The organism is Pseudoalteromonas sp. S16_S37 (genome assembly GCF_014694405.1).
Lineage (GTDB): Bacteria > Pseudomonadota > Gammaproteobacteria > Enterobacterales > Alteromonadaceae > Pseudoalteromonas.
This window is the reverse complement of the sequence record NZ_JAAUWV010000006.1, coordinates 62,096-87,814: the sequence shown is the minus strand read 5'-3', so window position 1 is coordinate 87,814 and position 25,719 is coordinate 62,096. Positions and strand designations below refer to the sequence as shown.

Here is a 25,719-nt window from a genome sequence, read left to right as displayed (position 1 = left end):
ATCATGACGACTATTACGACCAAGTCACTCAAGGCATTAGCCGAAAACATCGAGACCATTTACCCGCTAACGCCTGTGCAGCAAGGCATGTTATTTCATACCTTGATGCAACCAAATAGCGGTATTTATTTACAGCAGTACCGCTATATCATGACAATGGATAATTTGAATGTTGCAGCGTTTCAAAAAGCATGGCAAACGGTTGTTGACAGGCACCAAGTACTGCGTAGTGCATTTGTACACGAAACTCAGGCACAGCCTTTACAAGTGGTATTTAAACATGTGCATTTGCCTTTTGAGTTTTTAGATTGGCGTCACCTCAGTGACGAACAACAAGCAAACCAGACAGAGCAACTATTGGCCGAGCAACGCACTCAAGGATTAAGCTTTAACCAAGCGCCATTGATGAATATCACATTAGCGCAACTGGATGATAACCGTTATCAATTTATCCGTAGTTACCACCACATTTTGATGGATGCATGGTGTTTTTCAATCATTATGGTGGAATTTCTACAATTATATCGTCACTTTACAGACGGTACGCCACTGACTTTACAACCTTCGGCTAAGTATGAAGACTATCTTGCTTGGCTCAGTAAAAACAAAAGTGAACAAGCTGAGCGCTCGTTTTGGCAACAACAATTGGCCGGTTTCACTGCGCCAACAGATTTGGGGATTATGCAACCAAATCGCTTTGCAAATGAAACCCACACTTCACTTAGCAAAGATGTTATTTGTCAACTCGATAAGCAAACGTCAGATAAGCTTCGCGCCATAGCAAACGACTATCAAGTAACTCTGAACACCTTACTACAGGGCGCATGGGCTCAAACTTTGGCGCGCTACGCACAAAATAGTGATGTGGTGTTTGGAGTCACTGTTGCAGGGCGTTCAATCGACTTACCCAATATCGAAAGTATTGTTGGTTTGTTTATCAACACATTGCCTTTGAGAGTCAATGCTGATGAACAACAAAACCTCAAAACGTGGCTGCAACAATTACAACAAGTCAACCTAGCTATGCGCGAATATGAGCAAACCGCGCTAACGGATATTCAAAAATACAGTGAACTGGGTGAGCAACCCCTATTTAACAGTATATTTGTCTACGAAAATGCGCCAATGGACAAAGCGCTGGATTTAAATAAACTTGAGTTTGAGATCTCACAAATACAAAACCGCTCAGATCTAAACTACCCAATTACTGTCACGGTCCTACCTCAAGACTCGCTGCATTTGGAGCTCACTTATCGTTGTACTGATTTCGAGCACTTTGCTGTTCAAGCAATGCTTGACCATTTCAAACAGCTTCTTGTTAACTTAGCGTCTTTTGCAAACCCTCTTACAGCAACATTAGGTGATATTGAGCCGGTCCTGTTTTCAAAACAAACAACACAACTTGCGCCCACACATCTGGTGCAATCAGACGTATTAACGTTATTTGCTCAGCACGTAAGCACACGGCCTGACGCGCCTGCAGTAAAATGTACTGATAAAACAATCAGCTATGAAGAGCTTGACCGACAAAGTACACAACTTGCTCATTATCTATTAGAACATACACAACTCAAGCCGATGAGTTTAGTTGGCGTCAGTTTTACACCAAGTTCAGACATGATCGTCGCCATTATAGCGATTTTAAAAGCAGGTGCAGCGTATGTTCCGCTCGATCCTAATTATCCCAAAGACAGAATCGAGTACATGATTGAAGATGCCGCGCTTGAGGTTATCTTGACACAACAAATGCTCGTCAAAAATGACGCGCTTAACGGTGCCAATGTCAAACTGCTCGCTATTGATGACCCTGAGTTTACTCAGCAATTAAAAGCCAGCCCAGCACACGCTACTTTACCAACGATCACGTTGCAAAATCTGGCCTACGTCATGTACACCTCTGGTACAACGGGTAAACCTAAAGGTGTCATGATTGAGCACCTGCAACTAGCTAACTTTTTACTTAATATTGAACAAAGATACCAAATCACACCGCAAGATACGTTTTTACAGTTTTCTACTATTAACTTTGACATCTCAATCGAAGAAATATTTGGTTCTTTGTGCTTCGGTGCACAGCTGGTAATAAGAGATCAAGGGTGTGTCAGTGATCCCGTGCAATTTTTTAACTTTTGCGAGCAACATAGCATTTCAATCGTTAGCTTACCCACGGCATTTTGGCACCAACTTGTCAGCTACCCTCACCAGCAAATTGCCCAAACGTTGCGCCTGGTCATAGTCGGAGGAGAAGCGTTACAAGTTGCCAAAGTAAACCACTGGTTTAGGGAGTTTTCTGGTCCTACTCTGATTAATACCTATGGCCCAACTGAAACAACCGTCACCGCTACTGGTTTTCATCTTACCGACCAATACCTAGACAATGGTGAGATCCCGATAGGCCAAGCAAACATCAACGCCCATACCTATATTCTCGATGCTCAGCACCGCCCAGTACCTCACGGCGTAATTGGTGAGCTATATATTGGTGGTCCGTCGCTTGCTAAAGGATACCTAAATAAACCAACGCAAACAGCGCAAGCATTTGTTGAATCTCCCTTTGACCAAACGCAAAGACTGTATCGTACAGGCGACCTAGTACGCTTAAATCAACATCAGCACATTGAGTTTAACGGTCGTAAAGACGACCAAGTGAAGATCCGCGGCTACCGTATTGAAGTGGCCGAAATTGAAACGGTGATCCAACATCAACCAAACATCACCCAGTGTATTGTTGTTCCTTGGCAAAAACCACAAGGAGATAAGGCGCTTGCAGCCTACATAACCGCAACTGAAAAGCAAAATATTAAGCAACTGCGCGCACAATTGGCCAGCCAGTTGGTTGAATATATGATCCCCGCCGTGATTATCGAACTAGATGCATTACCACTGACAAGTAACGGAAAAATTGACAAAAAAGCATTACCGAACCCGGCTCAAGCATCTGAAACTATCGAAATCGATGGTACAAACCAAGAGCTAGCAAATCAAACTGAGCAGTTGATAATCGACAGCTGGAAAACAGTACTGGACGTACAAGATATTGCTTTAGATGACAATTTTTTTGCTTTAGGCGGACACTCACTGTTAGTTATTCAAGTGTTGTCAGCATTGAAGCGCCAAGGCTTAACCATCGGTGCGGCACAACTTTTCAAAACCCCTACCCCGCGTTTGCTTGCCAAAGCAATGGCAGAGGATGAACAAAATACACCGGATCATCAGCAAGTCATTGGTGGACTTATTCCCGCAGATTGCCAAAAGATCACCCCCGATATGCTGCCACTGATTGATTTATCGCAGCAGCAAATTGACGACATTGTCGCAAAAGTCCCCCTAGGGGCAGAGAGCATCCAAGAAATCTACCCACTTGCTCCGCTGCAAGAAGGTATTTTATTTCACCATATGCTATCGCCTCAAAACGACCCATATATTGTTAAAGCACTACTTGAGGTCGAAAACATAAGCACGTTTAACAAGCTGGTTGAAAGCTTAAATTTTATGATTCAAAGGCATGAGGTATTGCGCACCAGCATTATGTGGCGTCAACTAGATAGACCAGTGCAATTGGTTCACCGACATGCGCAGCTAAATGTCGAGTGGGTTGAATTGGCAACGCAGGATGTAAACACAACGTCCATCTGCAAGGCTTTATTAGCGTCAGAGCAAGAAAAGACCCGCCAAAATAACGTTGAAATTGACTTAGAAGCCTGTCCATTGATCAAGCTGAGAGTTGCCAAAGACATCCACACTGGCAAATTGGCAGTGATGTTTATCGAGCATCATATCGTCTCGGATCACATCAGTGTAGAAATCATTCTTAACGAGATTGCGACCTATCTGAGCGATCAGCATGCCTTTTTACCTGCCCCCGTGCAATACAAAGAGTTCGTTGCACGTGCTATCAAACATGATCACGGCGCTGCCCAACAGTACTTTAGACAACTATTGGGAGATGTTGATTTTGCAACACTGCCCTATCAATTAAGTAATACCCAAGGCAATGCCAGAGATATCAGTCATCACAAATATGAGCTCGACCACACAACTAGTAAAGAAATTCGACAGTTAGCACGTAAGTTTAATGTGTCACCTGCAAGTTTATTCCACAGTGCATGGGCTTTAGTTGTCGCCAGAGCCAGTGCCCGTAGTGATGTGGTATTTGGTACGGTGTTGTCGGGCCGCATGCAAAATGCTGAGCAAACAAGTGCTATGCTGGGTATGTTTATCAACACTCTGCCTGTTCGGTTGAACCTCACAGGTTTAACGGCAGAGCAATTAATAACGCGCACCCGTGAACAACTTGAAGCGCTTATTCCCCACGAGCAAAGTGCGCTGGCATTGGCTCAACGCGCCAGTTTATTATCTGGTGAACAGCCTTTATTTAGCGCCATGCTAAATTATCGTCATTCCAATAAACAAGACGACAAGATAAGCAAACAACATGCACTAAATGGTGTACAACTCGTTCATGTTGATGAGCCGAGCAACTACCCGTTTACGTTATCCGTCGATGACTTTTCAAATTCTGAGCTTTTTTCGTTAACGTTAGAACTGAACAAAGGGTTATTTGCACAACAAATTGAACAAGAGCTCAATACCGCGATATCTGGATTGTGTCAGCAACTGACAACAAATAGCAGCAATTCATCGCTTGAGTTCTATTTGCAGCAGTGCCACCAACTACAACAGCCTTTATGGCAACAACCACCAGCGATGGTGTTTGTCGAACAACAAAAGCACCCGATTAAAAACAGCGAGCTAACGCCAAATCGAGCGCTTGTTAATGAAACATCCGTAGAGTTTCAAAGTCATCAAGAGCAATTACTGGCGAATATATGGCAGCCAATACTTGGTATTTCCCCCATCAACCGAGATGCCCACTTTTTTGAACTAGGCGGACATTCGCTGTTGGTTATGCAAGTGATCACAGCACTGCAAAAAGAAGGTTATCAACTTAACGCCAGTGAAGTATTTAAATCCCCGGTTTTAAAAGAGCTTGCGACTAAACTTGAATTGGCCTCAGAGCAAGGTAACGAAGCAAGCACACCGGACTATAAACCGCTACCTATTGGGCTAACGCAATTAACACCTGATATGTTGTCTCTGATTAGTCCTTCTCAGCAAGATATTGAGCAAATTGTTGCACAAATACCTGGCGGTTTAAGCAATATCCAAGACGTCTATCCGCTGGCACCGCTGCAAGAAGGTATTTTGTTCCACCATCGACTGGACAAAGAGCATGACCCCTACGTTATGCCAGCTTATTTAAAGATCACTGGTAAAGCTCGATTTGAGCAGTTTATCGCTGGCATTAATCATATCATTGAGCGCCACGACACCCTTAGAACAGCCATTTTATGGGACCACTTATCGCAACCTGTACAAGTTGTCTGTCGAGCCGCACAACTGCCCGTCGAATGGGTAGAACTTGACCCGAGTAAAGACTATTTAACGCAATTACAAAATAGAGATGCGCAGCAAACACTCAGCTTAAATTTGCAAGAAGCGCCGTTACTTAAAGTCAGTGTGGCACACGACCAAGCTAACGATGAATTTGTTATTAGGCTGCTGGACCACCATATTATTTCTGATCATGTCAGTATGGCCATTGTGCAGCAAGAATTAGAAATGCTGTTTAAAGATCCACAACATTTACTGCCTAAACCAGTTCAATACAGAGGTTTTATATCGCAATTGCAACACAGCCAAACTGCGAAAAAACTCGATGCTGAGCGCTTTTTCAGTCATCAATTAAGCGGCTTTACCGAACCTAGTACGCCTTTTGCCTTGGCACTTAAGCAGTCTCAGAGCACCTATATCAATGAACTAGACTCATTACTAGCAGCATCGCTTAGTCAGCAGATCCGTACTACTGCAACAAAATTAAAGTTAAACCCAGCAACCTTATTCCACAGTGCTTTTGCGATGGTCATTGCCGCATGTAGTAATAAAGAAGATGTAGTGTTTGGCACTGTGATGTCGGGCCGCTTGCAAGGCACCAAAGGTAGCGAAAGCATGCTTGGTATGTTTATCAACACTTTACCTTTGCGCATAAAGTTAACCGATTTAACGCCTATAGAGTTGGTCAGACAAACACAGCACAACTTAATGGGACTACTTCCATTTGAGCAATCTGCGTTGTCTGAAATCCAGCGATACAGCGAGTTAACAGGCGAAACACAGCTATTTACTAGCTTACTAAACTATCGACACACACAGAAAAAGAACGTTGATGAACACAATGCGCTCATTGGCTTAGAGTTTATTGACCCTAAAGAACGCACCAACTATCCATTTGCCATCGCGGTAGATGATTATGGCGACGATTTCTTGCTCAATATTCAAGTTCAGCACCCATTGAATGCTCAGCGGGTCGAGCAATACATGATCACTGCGCTAACTCAGCTTACATCTGCGTTAGATGTAGAGCAAAGCTACCCAATTATGCATTATTCGGTCGTACCACTAAGCGAGCAGGCTACGCTGCTAACACACCAAGTCGAAACCGCAGAATACGCACATGATGCTTGCCTTTATGAGCTGTTAGAGCAACAACTTACTTTGATGACTGACCTTACTCATGACGCACTGATTTTTGGCAATAAGTCAATGAGTTACCAGGAGTTTGATGAAAAGACCAATCAGTTAGCGCGATTCTTAATCGAGCAAGGCGTCGAGCACAACGACTATGTTGCCATCGCCATGGAGCGCTCTTTTGAGATGGTGATCGCAATTTGGGCTATTTTGAAAGCGGGTGCTGCGTATTTGCCACTGGATGTCAATTTACCAGCTGCACGCATAGATACGATTTTGACTGATAGCAACGCCAAGCTGCTACTAACACAACATGCTTTAACACAGCAATTTAGCCGCGATTATTGCCAAACTGTTACAGTAGATGAGACATCATTTAGCAATATCATCGACGCTTATAGCCGTTCGGCGCTCGTTCGCAAGCACAAACAATCAGCACTTTCTAATGCGTACATTTTTTATACCTCAGGTTCAACAGGTAAACCAAAAGGCGTGATATGTAACCATCAAGGTGTCGTCAATCTGGCGCAATGGCTAAAAAAACAGTACCCATTGCAACCATCTGACAAAGTGCTGCAAAAAACACCATATAACTTTGATGTCTCGGTATGGGAGTTCATTTGGCCAATTATCTCAGGCGCTACATTAGTGATTGCCAAACCTGAAGGCCACAAAGATGCCCGCTATCTGACACAGATAATTGAACAGCAACAAATAAGCCATCTGCATTTTGTTCCGTCAATGTTGAGCTTAATGCTCAGCGATGGCGATTGGCGTCGTTGCCAATCCGTGAAGCAAGTTTTTTGTATTGGTGAAGCGTTGAGCTATGAACTACAGCAAACCTTTTTTGCACAGCCCAATCAGCAAGCTGAACTGCATAATTTGTACGGACCTACTGAAGCATCCGTCGTTGTTAGCCACTGGCAATGTCGAGCTGAGGCAGAACGTAAATTAGTGCCTATTGGCAAGCCGATACAAAACACCCAGCTGCTCGTTCTTGATCGACATAACAAGTTAGCGCCAATGGGCGCTGAAGGTGAATTATATATTGGTGGCGTATGTCTCGCTAAGGGTTACCTAAATCGTCCTGAGCTCAGCGCCAAGCAATTTATTGAACACCCATTTGCCACTCAACATGGAGAGCGTCTATATCGCACAGGCGATCTCGTCAGTATCTTAGATGACGGTAACTTTGATTACCTTGGTCGTTTAGATCATCAAGTAAAAATACGTGGTTTACGCATTGAGCTTGGCGAAATTGAGTTTGTTTTAAATCAGCATCACGCCATCAATACGGCTCAAGTTGCGGTAAAAATGAATCAGCGTAATGAACCCAACTTAGTCGCCTATTTGATGCTCCAACAGCAAAACACAGCCAACACGGATATGGGTCATCTATCTGCAGAACTAAAAGCGCATTTAAATGGCCTACTGCCAAGCTATATGGTGCCTGAACATTATGTGCAGGTAGCCCAGTGGCCACTTAGTAGCAATGGCAAAATAAACAAATCTCAGTTACCTGAACCTAACTTTATTAATCACCAACAACAGGTGCTAGAAGCGACGACCGATATCGAGCACAAGGTAGTAGAGGTTTGGTCACAATTACTAAATCTGCCTATTAAGCACATCAGTATGGACAGCAACTTTTTTGAACTCGGCGGGCATTCAATTTTAGCGATGAAGCTTATCAGTGCGATAGAAACCCAGTTCAATTTATCACTGTCTTTAAACAGTCTATTTAGCTCCCCGACTATTCAGAGCATTGCACAACAAATTGAAGATTCTCAAGGATTACAAAGCAATGAACTGGACTTTATGGAGCAACTATTAAACGAATTTGAGGATCAAGAGTAACACCATGCAGCAATCTCAATTTTTATCAATCGCACAGCGACTGAATAAACTCGAACCGAAGCAGCAACAGCTGTTTCGCCAAAAACTCGCAGAGCAAGGCATTAATAGTTGGAAACTGCCAATCGTCGCATCGAAAAGCAAAAGTTACCCACTGTCAGTTGCTCAACAGCGATTTTTAGTTGCAGAAAAGATGGCAGATCGTGCGCTTTATAATTTATGTACCGTGGTGAAATTTGATCTAAAGCTCAATCCACAAGTTCTTGGCCAAGCTTTAAATCAATTAGTGCAGCGCCATCAAGTGATGACCACCTGCTTTAAACAAAACGAGCAAGGCAATTGGTACACCTATCAGCAAGAGAACTTCCAGGTTAATTTAACCCCTGTGCCATTAACACAAGAGCAAAACCGCGATCCAAGTTCTTGGCTAACGGCATGCTTTGAAAATGAACAGAATTATCAATTTGACCTAAGTACAGAAGTACCATTTCGTGTGTCTTTATACCAAGGACAAGACGCATATTGGTTAATTGTGAATATTCACCACGTAGCTTTTGACGCTTGGTCGTTCGATATTTTTAATCAGGAACTAGTCCTGCTTTACAATGCTATTAGCAATGGCGAAAACGACATGTTAGCGCCATTGAATATTCAATACCAAGATTATGCAGCTTGGCAGCTGCAGTGGTTAGAAAGCGAAGACTATTTATCCCAGCAAAACTACTGGCAACAACAGTTACGTGATTTACCGCCGCCACTGACATTGCCTTTTGATTTTTCTGCTAACACTCAACAGCGCAGCTTTGATGGCCAAATTGAGCAATTAGTTTTGGATGCACAAACCTGCACCGTACTGAGACAAGCAATTACACAGCAAAACTCCACTTTGTATGTCTATCTGCAAACCGTATTTGCTTGGTTACTTGGCCACTACAGTGACCAGCAAGACTTTTGTTTTGGCAGCTCTATCGCAAATAGAACCCGTGCAGAACTCAGCCACTTGGTCGGACCGTTACTTAATACACTGGTACTTCGCCATTCGCTCGATCCTCTAGCAAGTTTTAAAGATGCATTAAAAAGCAGCCAAAAAACATCAACTGATGCTTTTGATAACCAAGATTACCCGTTTGAGCAATTAGCTAATTTGCTGAGCAATGGCTCAGCCTCCCCGACTCAACCGCTGTTTAACGTCATGTTTATTCATGTCGGTCTTGCGAATCAAACGCAAGTTAAATTAGGTGATAGTCTTGGCACAGTCGTTAGCACGGAACAAAATAGTGCACGCTTTGACCTGACATTACGCGTGATAGAACAAAGTGATCAGACAATTTGTTTAGATTTGGAGTTCAGTGCTGAGCTATTTTTGCCATCAACCATCAAGCAATTATTGGCTGACTTCAAAGCAGTCCTCACCAACTGCCTGAGCAACCCAAACACCACATTTGCTGATATCGCTTCGATTCTTGAACCAAGTAAAATAGCCGGCCCTGCTTTAATTGAGACACCGGAGTTATTAACCCAGCGCGTGCGTCACTTTGCAACACGAAACAACGACGAAGGAAACAACTTAGCCCTCTTTGATGGCTATCAGCAGATCCATTACCCGAAATTAAATCAAGATATCGAGCAGGCAGCATTTTGGTTACAGCAAGAGGGTATTCAAGCACGTCACCCCGTGGCCATTTTGATGCCTCGTACCCCATTACAAGTGACATTGATGTTAGCATGTTGGCGATTGGGTGCAATCTGTATCATGCTCGACCCAAAACAACCTGTTGGCCGACTTGAACAAATTTGCCATGATGCAGACGTTAAGCTGATTGTTAGTGATAAACACTATGAGATTCAAAGTTTTCCTCAACAATCGTTGACTGATGGCCTGCCGTGTATACCTAGAAGTAACGGCGTAACCCTTGCCCTATCTGAATATCAACTTACGCCTGACTGCCCTGCATATATCCTCTATACCTCAGGTTCAACAGGTAAACCTAAAGGTGTTGTTGTCTCTCATCAAGCGGTCAGCCATTATGCCGCGGCGATAGCGCAGCAATTCCCACAACCGGCAAACAGCCGCTGGCTCACGCTGGCGACTGTTGCCGCCGATCTGGGTTTAACATCCGTATTCGGTGCCCTTTATCAAGGTCAATGCTTGGTATTACCTCGCGTCGAAACCATTGAAGACCCGAATGCCTTAGCAGAATTTTTAAGCCAGCATCCAGTTGATTGCTTGAAGATCACCCCGTCTCATTTAAACGCTTTGTTGAGTGTTGAGCACCCAGCGGCCGTGTTACCAAAACAGACGCTATTTTTAGGCGGTGAAGGGTTAAATCATAGTGTACTGTCTCGCATTAAAGATTTGTCTCCTCAGCTCAAGGTGGTAAATCATTATGGCCCAAGTGAAAGTACGGTGGGTATTACTGCAACCTTATTAGACACCACTTTGCAATCAACTCTTAGCCCAGTTGCTGCGCTTGGCAAGCCTTTACCGGGCAATGTCATCACGGTTCGAAACACGCGTGGAGAAATATTGCCACGAGGCGCCGTAGGTGAATTATGTGTCTGTGGCAAGCAATTAGCGCAGGGCTATTGGCACAACCCAGAACAAACAGCGCACGCCTTTGTACAACCAGACAACGAACCACGTTATTACAAAACGGGTGACCTTGTACGTATTAATCACCTTGGTTTACTTGAGTTTATCGGCCGTCGCGACGACCAAGTTAAACGTCGTGGATATCGAATTGAGTTAAACGAAATTAGCCAATGGTTGTGCCACCAGCCACAGGTTAGCGAGGCAATCGTTTTGCTGCACAAGGAGCCTGATTCAAATAAAGAATGGCTTGTATCTTGGCTGACGCTAACACCATCAGCGACCAGTGAACAGCAAGTTATTGATGAATTGAAGCAAACTATTAGCAGCACTTTACCTGATTATATGCATCCAGATCATTGGCTTGTTCTTGAGTCACTGCCATTGAATAACAACGGTAAAGTTGACCGAAAAGCACTGCCACTGCCGACCTCACAATCAGCAACATCACCTGCTACAAACAGAGCGCTGTCAGAAGTTGAGCAGGTGATGGCTAGCATTTGGCAATCATTGCTAAACGTGGAGCAAGTTAAGCCAAATGATGACTTTTTTGCCCTAGGTGGCGACTCAATCATGAGCTTACAAATGATTGGGTTAGCAGCTCATCAAGGGGTGAAGTTAATGCCAAAAGACATCGTTAAACATCGTTTACTAGCGAACATCGCCGCTGCGGCAACAACGACACTAAGCAACAACATTACACCAAGCCAACATGACCAAGTGCCATTAACTGAGCAAACTAAAGATTATCAACAGAAAATCTTAACTTTGTTTAAACATATTTTGCGCAATAACACACTCAATGCCCAAGACAACTTCTATTCTTCGGGAGGCGACTCGATACTAAGCCTGCAATTTATCGCACTTGCCAAACAACAAGGTATAACAGTTACGCCGAAGCAACTACAACAGAACCCTACAGCTCAGTCTCTGGCGATATCTGCATGCCCATCAAATAATGATCCTGCAATCGATAAGTCGCTCAACAGCATGCTAATAGCACCTAAACAGGTTGTCGATTTAACTTGTGCCCAGCCTTTGTCGGCGGCACAAAAGCGTATTTGGTTCTTACAACAACTTGAACCTGACAATACCGCCTATAACCTCCCTGCTGCGTTTAAAGTGACGGGTGAAATTGACATTGAAAGACTCATGCATGCATCTGAGCAATTAGTTGAAAAACACTGGATGTTGCGTACTAAGTACATCGAAGGTGAGACAAATATTGATGTTAGTCAGCAACTGGTAGACACCTATCAACCGTTGACAATTCATGCTGCGATGGACACAGACACTGCGCAACATCACGCCTTAAAACTTGTGGGTGAACCGTTTGATCTCACTACAGGTAAAGTAATTCGTATTGACCTATTGCCAATCACAAACAAAACCGACAGCCATATTTTGGTGTTTAATATTCACCATATCGCAACCGATGGTTGGTCAATGGGTATACTGATCCAAGACTTATTGCAGCTTTATCAAGCAGACAATACGTCTGCACCTGAACTTGCCCAACAATCAAACTACTTTGATTGGTGTGTTCGCCAGCAAGCGCAAAGTATCGATGACTCTTTGACTGACTATTGGCAAGCTCGCTTAGCCAATATGCCACATCAACTGGCGCTGACTCATGACAAGCCCATGCCTAGCCAACAAACATATAACGGTGCCACACTCGAATGGATGGTTCCCAGTGCAATCATTACGCAACTGGATAACTATGCAGGTACATTGAACACCACCCCATTTAGTTTACTGCTAGCAGGATTTCAATTGCTTATGTGGCGTTATACGCAGCAAAATGACTTCGCAGTAGGCATCCCAGTCAGTGGCAGAGAAGATGTGCAAAGCCAGCACATTGTTGGTGTTTTTATTAATACCTTGATTAATCGCGCACACATTCAACCTGACCTGACAGTGGATGCTTGGTTGAGACAGCATATAGAGTCATTGCAATCAGACTTAGCGCACCAAAGCATGCCACTAGAGATGTTATTCAATGCGCTAAAACCCGCAAGAGACTTAGCAAGGCCCCCTGTTTTTCAGGTCCTCTTTAACTATCAAAATGACCAATTAAAACAGCGTGATTTATCACTACCAGGACTTAACTTTGAAGCGCTGGAGCATAACGAAGTCAACACCAAGTTTGAGTTGAGTTTCAACCTGCTGCGTCGTGATAACTTGGTGGTGCAAATTGAATATAATCTCGACCTATTCACTGCAAACACCATTGAACAGCTTTTTGAAGACTACCTGAGCATTCTAAGTTGGTTACCTACGGCACAGCAAACGCCATTATCTACTTTAACAGTCAGCTCTGTCGATAAAGCTCTAAGCGTAGCTACCGCCGGACAATTAGTGGCTGATGTTATGCAACAGCCAGTATCGCAACAAGATGACTTTATCACGCGTTTTGAACAGCAAGTAACACAGCATGGCCAAAAAACGGCGGTGATCGCAGCAGGCCAGCATCATACTTATCACCAGCTCAACAGTGACGCAAACAAACTCGCACATTGGCTACAAAACAACGGCGTTGGACCAGAGAAGCTTGTTGCATTTTGCTTGCCTAGAGGTTATCAAATGCTGGTGACGCTTTTAGCGATTCAAAAAGCCGGTGGCGCGTACCTTCCTTTAGATAGCAATCAACCTGCAGCGCGTTTGTCATACATCATCGAGCACGCAAAACCTGAGATACTTTTATCGAACGGTGCTTTGAACGAGACACTCAACTCTTATGTAGCAGTTATTCAACTTGATAACTTAACTGAACAGCTCAGCACCTTACCCACTGATAATTTGCAGCGCCCGATAACATCTACCCAACTGGCTTACACCCTATATACCTCTGGCTCTACGGGTAAACCAAAGGGCGTGGAAATTACGCGTGGCAATTTTGCATGCTTCTTAACCGCGATAGAACAAACGCTCCCCCGCTTTGAGCGCACACTAGCCCTGACAACCATCACCTTTGATATTGCGGGTTTAGAGCTGTGCTTACCGCTTGCCACTGGCGCAAGCGTGGTGATTGCAGATGAAGATCAGCAAAAAGACAACCAGCAACTTTTCTCACTTATAGATACACATCACATTGATTTAGTGCAAGCGACGCCTGCCACATGGAACATGCTAACGCAGGACGAACAAAGCCTTATCACACATAAAGCCTTAGCGAAGGTTCATGCCGTATGTGGTGGTGAAGCCTTACCATGCCAATTGGCCGCACAGTTAAAGCAACATTGCCTAAGCGTCACTAACGTATATGGTCCGACAGAAGCCACGGTATGGTCCTCGGCATATACAATCCAAGACGTAAACGACAAGCTGATCCCAATTGGCAACCCAATCGCCTACAACCACTTTTATGTTCTTGATAAACATAAAAACCTAACGCCCTTTGGTGTACCTGGTGAGTTATATATTGGTGGCCCAGTCGTCGCGAGAGGATACCGACATGATTCTAAGCAAACCGAGCAAGCATTTATCGATCACCCTGACTTTGGCCGCCTCTATAAAACAGGCGATAAAGTACAGTGGACACGAGACAATGCTTCATCGGTATTAAACTTTATCGGCAGAGTAGATTTTCAGCTAAAACACCGAGGTTACCGCATTGAGCCTGGTGAAATTGAACATGCGTTAACACAGCATGTGGCCATTAGCCAAGCGGTTGTTGTTATCAAAGAAGACATACTTGTCGCTTATTACGTTGCACAGCCGGATGTTAGCGCGCCTGAATTCGCATCGTTAAAACAGTACTTAAGTAAAACACTACCTGACTATATGGTGCCTCATCACACTCAGCAAATAGCGCAACTGCCGTTGAACAGCAATGGCAAAGTTGACCGTGCTGCACTGCCTCCCATAACGCGTGAGCATCTTTGCCATGACAGCGCCAATACCACTTTGACACCTCAAGAAGCGCAATTGGCGAGTGTCTGGAAAGACTTATTAAAGTTGGAGCGAGTGCAAAGCCACGATGACTTTTTCTTGTTAGGTGGCCATTCACTATTAGCTACGCAGCTGAGAGCACGGCTGAATAAAATGGGTTTGAATATCCCGCTTAAAAGCCTGTTTGAACAGCCTACTTTAGCCGAACAAGCAGCACTAATGAGTGAAGCTAAGTATCAAACTATCACGTTAGTGCGTAATATTGAGCCGACGCCCGATTACTTACCGCTATCTAGTGCACAAAAACGCCTGTGGTTTATGCAACAGCTAACATCAAGTAGTGCTGGGTTTAATATGCAAACCGCAGTCAAAATAATGGGCAAACTCTGTGTCGCGCAATTGAAGCAAGCCGTTGAGTTTGTCACAAGCAAACACCCAATTTTACAAGTAACGTACCACCAACATGATGGACAGCCAGTGCAAAGGTTTAACCCGACACTTAGCGTAGAGGTTGAAACAATTGATTTGGCAGATGACCCGCAAAAACTCAAGCAATATGTGACACACGCCGCACAATACAACTTTAATTTAGAGCTTGAGTCACCTTTACGGATATATATTTATCAGTTAGGTGGCGAACAGTTCGTCTGCCAGATAGTACAACACCACATTTCTTCCGACGCGTGGTCAATGACACTACTGTTAGATGACTTAATGTCTGCTTATCAAAAACTTAACACTACGAATCTAGATGCTTTACGCGCTGAAATAATCGATCAACCCAGCTATTTAGATTATGCCAACTGGCAGAATACGCCGATGATAATGCAACAACAGCAGACATCACTCGACTATTGGCGTCAAACACTGGCAGGTGCAAAAGATGTCCTTGCATTACCCTTTGACCGTGCGCGCAATGCTGATGAAAAAGCTGCCGGAAGCAGTGTTGAGATCACGATAGACAAGCCCTTATTGAAAGAGTTAAAAACCCTGGCGCATCAACAACAAAGCTCACTGTTTATGCTATTAATCAGTGCCTACAGTGGCTTAATTTTCCAACAAACCAAGTGCCAAGATATGATTATTGGTACTGATGTGGCAAACCGAGAACACCTACAAACTCATACTATGTTGGGCTTTTTCGTTAATCTATTACCGCTTAGATTTAAGCCCAAAGCCACACTGAGGTTTAACGACTTTTTACAGCAAGTAAAACAGCATTGCCTTGATGGGTTTGAACGCCAGTCCGTGCCATTTGAACACATTGTTGAAACTGTAAAGCCAACTCGTGTTAATGGTATGCACCCATTGATCCAAACGCTATTTGTGATGCAAAACACACCAGATAATCAAGGTAATATCGGTGACTTGCACATCGAGACAATGACCACCGAGCAACAACATGCAAAATTTGATTGTGCATTGTTTGCCAATGAGGATAAACACACTGAATCACTGTTGCTGAGCTGGGTTTTTAATACGCAACTATTTGATAAATCAACCATTGAGCTATTTAGCCAACAATACATACAACTACTGCGCGCAATTTGCAAAGCACCCAATGCGCCACTGAACAATTTACTTACGCACAACCATGTACAGAAGGAAGTAAGCGACATGCCTACCACCAGCCGACCTACAAAGCTAAATAAACTAAATAAGTTTAACAAGTTAAATAAGCTAAAAACCACAGCGCCTGATAAGGAGCTCGTAAAGGCTGCACCACTTAATAACGACCGTCCATTTCCCTTACTAGTGCAATGCATGAGCAATTCACTCGACCCACTTGCATGGGCAAGGCAAAACCAGACACAAATCATGGACTGGCTGCAAACCCATGGCGGTATCGTATTTAGAGGCTTTAACTTACCAACAGCATTAGAATTTGAGCAGTTCTGCTTGGCAATTTACCCACAGTTATATGCCATGTATGGAGACCTGCCCAAAAATGACATAGGCAACAAAATATACAAATCTACGCCTTATCCAAATGAACAGATGATCATGTATCACAATGAAAGCTCGCATCAAAGCCAGTGGCCAAGACGACAATGGTTTTACTGTAGCCAAAATGCAGCGGTGGGTGGTGCTACACCGATAGTAGATTGCCGTGAAATGTACTTAAAACTACCTGCACATATCAGAACAAAACTGGAACAAAAAAAGCTGTGTTACGTACGCAACTTTTCTTCGCTTGATGTCAGTTGGCAACACTTCTTCAAGACAGATAGCAAACAGCAAGTAGAGTCCATCTGCACTCAAAATGGCATCGATTTTCAGTGGTATGGCGATGACAACTTACGTATTAGTCAGGTATGTCCTGCGGTGATCACCCACCCAATTACCAACGAAAAGAGCTTTTTCAATCAGATCCAACTGCACCATTACAGCTTCTTAGAAGAAGATGTTAAACAGCACTTTTTAGAAACTGGCGGTATAGAAAATCTACCTCGAAATGTCTGTTACGGGGACCAAGAGCCATTAGAGCAAGAAGTGATCGATGTTATCAGCGAGCTATACGAAGCGTGTGCTGTGCGATTTGACTGGCAAAAAACCGACGTCGTGATGCTCGACAACATGTTGGCTGCGCACGCTAGAGACCCATTTGAGGGCGAAAGAAAAATTGCAGTTGCTATGGGCGATATTTACCAAATCGCTTCACCAAATACGCAAAAGCCAGTACCTGTACAGCACAACAATGTCGTTAATAACAGCCAACTATCTGTCAACGAGGAGAAAGCATAATGAGCGCATGGCAAAACACAACGCAAGATTTAGGTTTACCGCTTTGTCGACAACAGCAATTAATGGCGACCTTCAGTACCAACACGGTGCGCAGCTATTGGTTTGAGTTTACGCAAGTGCGTAGTGCAAAACAATTAAAGCAAAAGCTAAGCGACTTGATGTATGCACATCAAGCGTTAGCCTGCTTTGTCGGCAAGCCTGAAGGCTTTGATATTCTTAGACAGCAAGTGCAAACACCTAGATTAGAGTTTGTAGTTCGAGAACATCATGAACTACTTGACTCTGAAGATGAAACAAGCGCACAAAGAAGCGCAATGTTGGAGCAACAGGCACAGTTGGCATATAAAACGTCGCAACCACACTTACTCGTGTGGTGCTGGCCCCATCAGTCGGGTTTGACAGTACAGCTTGTCGCCTCTGCTCTGCTGTTTGACCATTATAGTGCCTATCATCTATACCAAACCCTTAATAGCGATGCACCATTAGACGACACTATCCAGTACCCCGAATATATTGAGTGGTTAACTGAGCTAGTGGCTGATGAAGATGCGCAGATTGGCAAAGACTACTGGCAGGGTCTCTTATTGTCTCAGTTGAGCGACGCTGAGCTAGTTGAAAAAGCCTCGACCAATGAAGTGGCACAAGCACACTCAAACGTTGTGTCTGTCTCTATCTCAGAACAATTGCAAGGGCAGCTTAATCAGCTTGCGCAAAAATTACATTGTGATTGTGCGCATATCGCCGTTAATGTGTGGGCAAGTATACTTAGCAAACTTGCCAACCAAAATGAGCTTAAGCTTGACTATTATCACGATAGTCGCCTTGATTATGAAGAGTTCAGTCAAGCATTTGGTTTGTTTACACAACCTTTGGTCGTGCCGTTTTACGAGCTTAACAATGCTGATCTTGAGGGTTCAGTACAAGGTTTTAGCCAGTTATTCGCAGAAATCAAAGATTACCAAGAGTACATTGTAACTGAGCAAACATTGGCAAATACCCAAAGCCATGCTGGGTTCTATTGGCATGCGCAAAACAGCTTAACTGACATGCAAACGCATGCTGCCATTGCGAGCAACCCACTGTTACTTGAGTATCATAGTGCCCAACAAGGTGAAGGTAAATTCAGTCTGTTCTATAACAACCAGCAATACAGTAATGCAGCTATGACGCGTGCTTTAGCGCACTTTGTGCAGTTGTTAGAGACTGCACTACATCAACCAGATGTAAAATTTAATCAGCTCAATGCCCTATTGACCGACGAGCAAGACGGTCTGTTTGTGTCGCAAAACAATAAACTCGCATTAATTGATAAACAAGGCGACTTATATATAGATGACAGTAAAAATCTAGTTTCGTTATTTCGCCAACAAGCACAGCAGTACCCGACGCATATTGCCATTCAAGATGGTGAAAATACGCTAACTTATCATGAGCTTGATACGTTAAGCGATCGATACGCAGCAACTTTGCAAGCGCATGGTGCTACGACCGACAGTATCGTCGCGTTGTGTTTACCTAGAAGCCATGAATTATTGACCTGTTTGCTAGGTGTTATGAAATCAGGCGCGGCCTATTTACCACTGGACCCTGAACAACCCACCGCAAGGCTGCAGCAAATTATTAATGATGCAAACCCTATCATCGTCGTATCAGAATTAGCAGCGCTAAATACAGTGCATACAATGTCATTAAATGCATTAAAACAGCAAATTCACCCATTGCAACCGGTCAACATTTTGCCCCACCACCTTGCGTATGTTTTATATACCTCGGGCTCTACAGGCACCCCAAAGGGTGTCATGGTTGAACATCAACAGATCAGTCACTACAGTCAAGCTATTACGCAACAATTGGCGCTTCCCCAGCACGGTCAGTATGGCTTGATCTCAACCCTAGTTGCCGACTTAGGAAATACCATGTTATTTCCAGCATGGTTGACTGCAAGTTGCGTGCATTTACTCGGTAAAAATGAGGCAAGTGATGGCCAAGCGCTTGCTCAATATTATCAAAAAATCAGTTACAACAAGCAACCACTTACGTGTTTAAAAATCGTCCCTTCTCATCTTGAAGCATTGCTCGCTAGTAGCGACAACATTTTACCCACTGAAGTGCTCGTGCTCGGTGGTGAGCCAATTCAAGCAAGCCTTATCAAGCGATTACAATCACTCAATGCAAAGTGTCGTATTTACAACCACTATGGGCCAACAGAAACCACTGTTGGCGTGCTTATCGGTCGAGTTGATTTAGACAGTTCACAAAGCAACTTTTGTACAACCATCGGCGATAACGAAGTGCTATTGCTCGATGAACAGCTCCGAGCGGTGATCAGCGGACAAAGTGGACATTTATACGTTGCGGGAAAAAACGTCACACGAGGCTATTTAAACGACGAAAATAGAACAGCTCAAGCTTACATTGAGCTGCCAGGTACGAATAAGAGACTGTATAAAACAGGTGATTTGGCATTGTCAGACGCCAAAGGTACTATCCGCATTTTAGGCAGAAGTGATCAGCAAATTAAAATTCGTGGCTTTCGCCTCGATTTATCAGAAATTCAAACCTGGTTACTGCAGCAAAGCGGTGTTGCTCAAGCAACCTTGCAAGCTTTTGGTGAAGGCGAAAACAAGCAGTTACTTGCCTTTGTCATCATGCATAAAGGTCAGCAGATCAATGAACCAAAAATGCGAGAGGCGCTAACACAACACCTTCCAAATTATATGGTGCCTGCACATATTTACGCCATCAATGAGTTTCCACTCAATGCCAATGGTAAAATTGATCAGGTAAGGTTACGTGCTCTCGCTGAGGCCCAACAAAATCAAGTTGTTGTCGCTGCGAAAAATGAGACGGAGCAAACCATATTGATGATATGGCAAGACGTTTTGCAACAACAAAATATCTGTGTAACAGCTGACTTCTTTGATATAGGCGGCCACTCTTTAGCTGCGATAAAGGTCGTTGCTCGGATCCGTAAAGAAATGCATGTCGAACTGCCAACAGATTTACTGTTTAAGCACAAATCTATCGTCGCAATTGCTTCGTACATTGATAAACAGCAAACGCCTAAAAACGAGCGCTTAATTGCACTCAATCATAAGGCCAGTACGCTTGATGACAACCTAGCACCAGTCATAGTGTTAATGCATGCGGTAGCAGGCCATTTTAATTATCACACGCAACTTATAGCTAACTTGGGTAACGAAAACCCGCTGTTTGGATTGACGCCTAACAACGAATTGGTCAACACAAGTGCTCACGAAGACCACACGACCATCACCGATGATTACATTGAGCAACTATTGGTGTTGAAATCTCAATCACTCATATTGGTTGGATGGAGTCTAGGTGGTAAACAAATGATGCTTATGGCCAAAAGAATGCAATCTCTTGGCTTTAATATCCAAGCTGTCTGTGTGATAGACTTTGACCCCACACAGCAACTCAAGCTGATCGATAACAGTGCTCAACTGGTCAACGATTTTCATGATTATTTAGCCGCTGAAAACATTACTTTAACAGAAGAGCAAATCGCACAGTGTACCGACGGCCTCAGTGGCGACTATCAACAAGCGATGACTCAGTTACTTAACACCCCACTCCTGCAAACACAGTTTTTCGAGGGTGTGGATACCAGCGCTTTGCTTCAACGTTTTATGTTGCGTTGGAATAGTAAACATATTTTATATAACACAGACATGCCTAAACTAGACCTGCCCATTTGGCTTTGGCATGGTTACAGCTATCAATCTAACCCTGAAATATGGCAACAATACAGTACTGTGCCGCTTTCATGTCGTTATATTGATGCCGATCATCATGGCATTTTAAATACCCCGATTTTAGCAGAAGAGCTATTGAGCAATATTGATAAAGCACACAATGTGGTGGAAGCATAAATGAGTATAACTAAACAACTTTTAAAAGACGCTAAATCAAATATCATTTTTGCCATGTTAGCTAGTATGCTCAGTGCGTCTGCTGGTATAGCGATCATTGCAGGGATTAATTACGTTATAGAGCAAGGCGTATCAAACCTCTCTACTACCGCTGGTCTTTACATCGCCCTGCTGGCAGTGTTACTAGCAAGCAGCGTTTGGTCGCAAGTTCTTTTAGTTAACATTGGTTACAACATGGTGTTTAAACTTCGCAAAAACTTAGTCAATCGAATTTTAAACACCTCAATTGAGCGCCAAGAACAACTTGGAAGTACCGATATTTATAACGTCTTAACGCGTGATGTCACCATGGTATCCAACGCCACTCGTCAGTTACCCGTTGCGATGTACAACAGTTTTTTAGTGTTGGCTGGCTTGCTATATTTACTGTGGCTTTCACCAGTGCTGTTTTTGTTCGTCTGTGTTGTTGTCGCTATTGGTGTTTGGACTGATGCCAAACTGACAGACAAATTACAGTACATGCTGACCAAAGTCAGACGCTTAGACGATACGCTATTTCAACATTACGAAGCTGTTGTTGAAGGTAGAAATGAGCTTGCCCTCAACCAAAAACGTCGCCAAGTGTTGTTTGACGAGCAATTTATGCCAACCTCAGAAGAGTCGCGTGCGCAAGCGTCAAAAGCAGAAGTTATTTGGGCTGTTAATTTAAATTGGACAACCTTACTTATCTTCTTCGTTATCGGTGTCGTCTTTTTTGCAGGTCTAAAGCTTGAGTCAGTTGGTCAAGATGTCGTGGTTGCTTATATATTGGCGATTATGTTCTTGCGTACACCATTGTCGATGATCCTTGATAGTATTCCGTCTGTAATTAAAGGCAATGTTGCTTTACAAGCCATTAATCGTTTAGATCTCAATGAAGATGACTCTAGCGTAGATACAATACAATCAGCTCCAGTTGATTTTAAATCTTTGCAACTGAAACAAGTTCAATATCAATATCCTACCCATAACGGCGAACAGGGTTTTACCCTTGGACCGATTGATTTTGAGGTACACAAAGGAGAGCTGATCTTTTTAATCGGCGGTAATGGCAGTGGTAAGTCAACACTGGCCAAGCTATTAACTGGTCTTTACCAAGAAAGTTCAGGGCAGCTACTACTAAATGGAACACAAATTAATGACAACAATAGATCGCAGTTAAGAAACTGTTTTTCAGCGATTTTTCCGAACTTTTATCTTTTTAGTGATGTGGTTGATACTCATGGCAGTAGCCAAGACGATGAAAAGATTTCCCATTATCTTGAGCGATTGGCCATTAATAACAAAGTATCTGTACAGCAGGGTCAACTCTCAACCACTGCGCTATCTCAAGGGCAGAGAAAACGCTTAGCTTTAGTACTTCTATATATGGAAAACCGCCAAGTATTGTTATTAGACGAATGGGCGGCTGATCAAGACCCGGTCTTTAGAGAAGTGTTCTACCGTGAGATTTTGCCACAATTACAGCGCGATGGTAAAACTGTGATAGCAATAAGTCACGACGATCATTACTTTGATGTGGCGGACAGAATATACAAGCTAGATTATGGCCAACTGACACAATTTGATACCCATAAACATCAATTGTTCTCAGCAAGTTAATACTTATTGAGCTCTTAAATCAGTTATAAAAAAGCGGCGACCATTTAATGTCGCCGCTTTACTGGGTTCAAATCACCATTAAGGCATCATGCTGTATACCAACTCAGACACACTGACATTGTCTGAGTTTTTCACATAACGATACTTTTCTTTAAATATCCAAAAACCTTTCGTTTTATCAAAAGTCTCATAACCAATATTGCGCCCTGCCACATTAATATTGTTTTGCGCGACAGTCACTTTACCTTGGTTTTCTCCTTTTCGAATATTTCTATGCGTATAGCCATCAGCCATGATCAAAGGATAGTGGTAAGGCATAAAGCCACTGACAGCATCACTTTGCGACTCGAGTAATCCATCCATTGCAATTTGCGATGAGCAGCTACCAAATTTTGCAGCTTTACTTGCACCACATGCAGAGTGCGAAGACACAACACCATCATGATCACCCTTTAAAAATAAGCCTGTAATACCATAGTAGTCATCTGAATTGGCTACAAAACGTAAACGTGGTGCACGACTTTCCGGCAAAGGCGCTAACTTTCTAGCGTTATTCACTTTTAAGTCGTTTAATACGCCAACCGCCTCAACAGTAGTTCTACCTAACCACTCTTTGAGCACCTCTTCAACAATTTCACTCCACACCTTGCCACTGGTTAGCGCACTTACTGCGGTGTCAGCCAATTCACTGCCGCCGCCAGCTCCAGCAAGGTCAAAAGTTGCCACTATATTCAATGGCTGTAATCCGGCATTTTCTAACCAGTTAGCTTGATTATCTATCAGGTAGCGAGCGACTAAGTCTCCTGTTGAATGCGTTAGCAATACACAACCAGGTTCACACAAGTTTGACTCAGAAAACTGTTTTAATTTCGGCCAAAGCCACTGTGACGCAATTTTACCTTCAATACGTTCATACGAAGGCCAATCAATGCGCTCATCGGCTTTGTTACCCCAATAAGATGACCAATAGGACTGGCCATCTCCAACGACATCAGTCCCATTTGGATTAGCTAGTTGGCTTGGGTTAAAACCATGAATAAGAATTGTTTTGTAATCACCACTATAGGCTGTAAAACTAGTCAATGCACAAAGCACCAAGGCACCTATGGATTGGCCTACACGCCATCTGCTGCGTTTCATGTTCATTTAAACTCCTGAGTAAATACTTGTTATTGGTTTAAGCACCCAGACATCAGACCTCGTATCACTGAGCAATTTCAGTATGTTTAACAAACGCACAAAACTCAACATTAACTTTACATATTTATCTATTTTATGTACTAACTTTCCTATAAACAATTATTTTAATTTTATAAATCAATCAAATAGCTAGTCAGTTGCAATTATAAAAAGTTCATAAAAACCAACCAGATGATTACGTTCCTAAAACAATATCTAACAATCTAAACCATCTAAGTGAGTTACAGTTCGCCACTTTTTGCTAGCTGACGCAAAAACTCTAAGCTTTGCTTTTCTTTTGCTGATACTTGATAGGGAAGCTGCTGTAGGCTGTCGTATGAAAAGTCAGTTATATCATATGACTTTATATCACTCGTTCCATAGATACTTGGTTCAGTGGGGCTTGGCGACATACGCTCCACAGTAAATCCGGACAGCCGCATTTGTGTAGCTTGAGGGTTTAATACCGACCAGTGTGCCTGCAAGGTGAGCGTTTGCAGCCCCTTAGATAGCTTTTTCTTACTGACTAAATGTGCTAGAGGCAGGTTAGAATCTGTAAAAAGGTTTGCCCGCAAACGATATATACCTGGGTTTGTAACCTGTAGACTCACATCAATGAGCATATTGTCAGCTCTTGCATACACACTATCGACGGAGATCACCTTCGCACTTGGCTGCATATATTGAAACTGTGCAACCAGCGGTATTTCCTTGTTATCAAGCTTTGCCATAGCAATAATCTGCACATTTCTAGGCAACTCTTTACTGCCCTTAAAACTTGTTTCAAAAGGGCTTTGCAGCATACGTGTTGAAGCATATTGCCTTTTCGTGTCTACATCTAACAACTGAAGGTCTACTTGCTTTAAGTTAGGTCCCGTCACTTCTACAACAATATCTTCTGGGTAAACATGGCGATATTTTGTAAGTTTGATACTCAACGGCTGCTCACTTCCCTCAATGACACTGCTAACTGGATAAAAGTAATTAGGCTTTAATCTGTCTTCATCATGCACGGACAAAGGTTGAGAGTAAGGTGGATATTTCAAAGCTTGTTCGTATTGGGTAGCGACATGTTGGGCTGCCTCACTTAACTGCGTTGCAATTTGTACGGAAGCTTGTGCTGTTTCTAATTCTTTTTTAACTGTTGGTGCCTCAATAGGGTTTGATTGCAGCGTCTTTGGTATATTTTCCTTGGCAACCTCCTTTTGTAACTGCTCACCCATATCTGTTTGCTCATTGTCACTTACTAACCAAGCAACGAGTAAGCTCAAAACAACACACAAAACCACTCTATTCTTTCTATTCATTCTTCTTTCACTCCATTGTCTAAGAACTTAATGAACAACAATTGCTAAGCAATGCAGTTCATATTAGACCTCTTACCACCAGAGT

The 25,719-nt window shown here is 43.2% G+C and carries 6 protein-coding genes; 4 read left to right on the top strand and 2 right to left on the bottom strand.

Annotated features, from left to right (window positions below):
* The first annotated feature begins 3 nt into the window (after window positions 1-3).
* Genes HC733_RS05030 through HC733_RS05015 form a run of 4 tightly spaced genes read left to right on the top strand, consistent with a single transcriptional unit; the run spans window position 4 to window position 23,148 of the window.
* Window positions 4-8,385 (top strand): non-ribosomal peptide synthetase, encoded by an 8,382-nt coding sequence (locus HC733_RS05030; protein ID WP_190363959.1) that lies wholly within the window; start codon window positions 4-6, stop codon window positions 8,383-8,385.
* Between the two features lie 4 nt (window positions 8,386-8,389).
* Window positions 8,390-17,611 (top strand): non-ribosomal peptide synthetase, encoded by a 9,222-nt coding sequence (locus HC733_RS05025; RefSeq protein ID WP_190363958.1) that lies wholly within the window; start codon window positions 8,390-8,392, stop codon window positions 17,609-17,611.
* Window positions 17,611-21,507: a non-ribosomal peptide synthetase gene (locus tag HC733_RS05020; protein WP_190363957.1), complete on the top strand. Its 3,897-nt coding sequence runs from the start codon at window positions 17,611-17,613 to the stop codon at window positions 21,505-21,507. Before HC733_RS05025 ends, HC733_RS05020 begins: the two co-directional genes overlap by 1 nt.
* Window positions 21,508-23,148: a cyclic peptide export ABC transporter gene (locus HC733_RS05015; protein ID WP_190363956.1), complete on the top strand. Its 1,641-nt coding sequence runs from the start codon at window positions 21,508-21,510 to the stop codon at window positions 23,146-23,148.
* Window positions 23,149-23,226: 78 nt separating this feature from the next.
* Here the strand turns inward: HC733_RS05015 and HC733_RS05010 are convergent, their stop codons facing one another.
* Both HC733_RS05010 and HC733_RS05005 read right to left on the bottom strand, forming a co-directional pair.
* Window positions 23,227-24,288, bottom strand: coding sequence for a hypothetical protein (locus HC733_RS05010; RefSeq protein WP_190364002.1), 1,062 nt, complete (start codon window positions 24,286-24,288; stop codon window positions 23,227-23,229).
* Between the two features lie 281 nt (window positions 24,289-24,569).
* Window positions 24,570-25,634, bottom strand: coding sequence for a hypothetical protein (locus HC733_RS05005; RefSeq protein WP_190363955.1), 1,065 nt, complete (start codon window positions 25,632-25,634; stop codon window positions 24,570-24,572).
* Between the last annotated feature and the right edge of the window lie 85 nt (window positions 25,635-25,719).

Excerpts from the sequence above, each read along its gene's own strand:
- HC733_RS05030 (WP_190363959.1), top strand. The coding sequence starts at position 4 with ATGACGACTATTACGACCAAGTCACTCAAGGCATTAGCCGAAAACATC.
- HC733_RS05025 (WP_190363958.1), top strand. The coding sequence starts at position 8,390 with ATGCAGCAATCTCAATTTTTATCAATCGCACAGCGACTGAATAAACTC.
- HC733_RS05020 (WP_190363957.1), top strand. The coding sequence starts at position 17,611 with ATGAGCGCATGGCAAAACACAACGCAAGATTTAGGTTTACCGCTTTGT.
- HC733_RS05015 (WP_190363956.1), top strand. The coding sequence starts at position 21,508 with ATGAGTATAACTAAACAACTTTTAAAAGACGCTAAATCAAATATCATT.
- HC733_RS05010 (WP_190364002.1), bottom strand. The coding sequence starts at position 24,288 with ATGAAACGCAGCAGATGGCGTGTAGGCCAATCCATAGGTGCCTTGGTG.
- HC733_RS05005 (WP_190363955.1), bottom strand. The coding sequence starts at position 25,634 with ATGAATAGAAAGAATAGAGTGGTTTTGTGTGTTGTTTTGAGCTTACTC.